At 61.7% G+C, this 3,218-nt stretch carries 1 protein-coding gene; it reads left to right on the forward strand.

What is annotated here, in order from left to right; genetic code table 11:
- Positions 1–3,068 (forward strand): autotransporter family protein (locus JOZ76_RS06215; protein ID WP_291697751.1); only part of this gene is annotated, 3,068 nt, incomplete at its 5' end.
- Positions 3,069–3,218 lie beyond the last annotated feature (150 nt).

Genomic DNA, 3,218 nt, shown 5'->3' on the forward strand with positions numbered 1-3,218 from the left:
GCGGTATCTCGAACACAGGCAGCATCATCGTCGACCGTGCCGATTCTCCTCATGCGGAAGTCGGCATACTCTTCGTCAACAGCACCGCTACGGGCGACATTGCGAATACCGGCGCGATCACCGCCACGCGACCGTCGACCGGAATAGCTCTGGGCCTATTTGCGCTGCAGAGCACTCTCACGGGCGGGGTCGTAAACAGCGGAAGCATTACGGCGACGGGGGGTCGTCTTGCCTTGCCGATCGTGATCGACGCGAGCAAACTCCGCGGCGGGATCACCAACTCGGGAACGCTCATCGCGACCGCGGCCGATCATTCCGCGGCGGGCGTCGATGTCCTTTTGGGCACCGTTGCGGGCACGATCAGCAACAGTGGGACCATCATTTCGAATGGCGTCAACGGCTCCGGAATCTCGGCAAGTGGCAGCCTCATTGCTGGCGGGATCATCAACACGGGCACGCTTTTCGGGTCGAGCAACTCGTTGAACTTGGTCCAACAAGCCAACGCCACCGCGATAACCCAAGCTGCAGGCGCGCTCATCGGGGGGATTGCGGGATCCGGGCACGACATACTGAACGTGACCGGCGGTGCCCTATCGCTCCAGCCGACGAGTAAGGTGATCGGCCTCGCGACGCTCGACCAGAATGCCGGCAACGTCGTGCTTCAGGTGACGTCGACGCCCACACCAGGGCAATTTCCAACCGTCGATGTCGGCAACCTGACCTTGACTGGTGTGCTCGAGGTGGCTCCACAGTCGGGAAGCTTCGCTTCGGGTCAGGTGATCACATATCCCAAGGTCTTCACCGCCACGGGAACTCTTTTGAATGAGATCACGCAAGTTCAGGTCTTCGACTTCTTTTCGACCTCGGTCATCGGAAGCTTGACGGCGGGAAATGCGAGCCCCCTCAGCGTGACGCTCACCAATACCTCGAAAACCATGGCGCTCACGCCGGGCGTGGCCTCGGGCGCGGGGATGTTCACGACGCTCACCAACCCGCTCGGCGCCATTTTGCCCGCGGTGAGGGTGACGAATGGTGCGAGCGTCAATGGCGGCATCATCAATCAAGGCTTCATCGGCAATCTCAAGCTTCCTGGCCCGAGCGCAACGGGCATCCTCGTCTCGGGTGGTTTGCTCACCCAAAGCGTCAGCAACACCGGGACGATCGCCGGCACGGTCGCGGCAATCGATGTCTCGGGCGCGACCGGCGCGACCATGATCACGCAAAGCTCGGGCACGATCTCGGGGGCGATCAAGCTCTCGGGGAATGCCGACACGCTCACCGTGAATGGGGGCAACATATTCGGCGATATCGTCGGCATGGGCACGCGCGACACGCTCTCGATCGATCCCACGAACAACGCCAACAACATCTTCTCCTACGGAAACACGATCTCAGGGATCGCGGCGATCAATCTTGCCGCGAATGCCAATCTCGCGCTCACCATGCAAGGCGTGCTCGAGAACAGTGGGGTGCTCACGCTTGCGCCGACCGCCCGGATCAGCGGCAACGGGAGTTTCACGCAGACTTCCTCGGGCACAACGGCGTTGCAAGTCACGAACAACACGACATCGGGTGCCTTCCCGACGATCACCGCGAACGCCATCACGCTTTCGGGGAAGCTGCAGGTGGTGCTCACCGGTGCTTTCCCGGCGAGCGGTATGGAAGATTTCGTCAAGGTCTTCGCTGCATCCAGTTCGCTCGCGAACAACATCGCGGCCGGAAATGTCAGCGTGGTCACGAGCGGCGCCATGCTAGCGACCGGCACGAGCGTCACGGCGCGGCTCGTGCAGAGCGGAAACGCCGCTGACGTGGTGTTGACCGAGGCGGCGAACCCGCCTGGCACCGGCGTCGGCCAGACGCCGATGGCATTTCCGGTGCTCGCCGGCCAAACCCGGAACGAGGCCGCCGTGGCCGCAGCGCTCAATCTGGTGCTCGCAAGGGATACCGCCGCCTCTCAGCCACTGCTATTCGCTGTTCTTCACGCCCCACGGCTTTCGCAAGCTTTGGACGCACTCTCGGGCGAGCTGCATGCAAGCGTGGTTACGGGAGCATTCGAAGATACGAGACTGCCGCGCGAGGCCATCCTCGACCATCTTAGCTTTCAGCTGACGATCGCACTGCCTGGCAGCGACAGTGATGCGGCCGATTTTCATTCCGGCAAAACGGTCAACCCCGCATCGATCTCCGGACGCCTTTCGCAACCGAGCGCCTTCGACTTCTGGGGCCAGGGTTTCGGAGATTGGGGTCATGCCGGCAGCGACGGCAATGCCGCTTCGACGTCACGCTCGACGGGCGGTCTCGTTCTCGGCGGAGACGTTTTCGGGGATGGTTACCTCGGGACCGACTGGCGCTTTGGCCTTGCAGGCGGCTACACGAATGATCACCTCGCTGTGAGCCAGCGTTTGTCGTCTGCGACGTTCGAAAGCGGCTTTGGCGGGGCTTATGCAGGTGCGAGCTTTGGAGCGGCGCAAATTGGCGCCGGGGCACTTTACGCTGCAAACTCCACGGCGACGACACGCGAGGTGATGTTTCCGGGGTTTGCGAGCGCGACCGCGTCGAACAATGGGGGCTCGACCGTGCAAGCCTTCGGCGAGGCCGGTTATCGCATCAATCTTTCGGGCGCGAGCATGGTAGGGCTCACCTTTCGGGACGCAGCCCTCGAGCCGTTCGTGGGCGCCGCCGGGATCCGCATCCACCAGAGCAGCTTCACCGAGGTGAGCGACGCTGCGGCGCTCACCGGGGCGGCGAAGGACTTCAACTTCGCGACGACCATATTGGGGATACGCGGCGAGCTCACTTTCGCGGCTATGCCGGTCACTTTCACCACCACGCTCGGTTGGCGGCACGCCCTCGGAGATTTAGCGCCTTCGGTGCTTCTCGGCTTCCAGGGCGGGGCACAGAGCTTTACGGTTGCCGCAATTCCGGTCGACCGAGACGCGTTGGCTGCCGAGGTCGGAGCGAATTATCGGGTGACCACGGCCGCCAATGTCGGGCTCTCCTATTCGGGGCAATTCGGAAGACGTGATATAGCCAATGCCTTCAAGGGTCACCTGATCTTGAGTTTCTAGAAAATGTAGGATTCTCAACCAAAGACCGTTGAAAACGCCTGGAAGTCAGGAGAATGTTGACGCTGCGGATAATTAGAGTCGAAATCGGATGGCGAAACGTGGTAGACGCTCAGCTGATCGCTTCGCATAATTTGGGATTGCCCACTCATG

Source organism: Bradyrhizobium sp. (assembly GCF_019244115.1).
Taxonomy (GTDB): domain Bacteria; phylum Pseudomonadota; class Alphaproteobacteria; order Rhizobiales; family Xanthobacteraceae; genus Bradyrhizobium.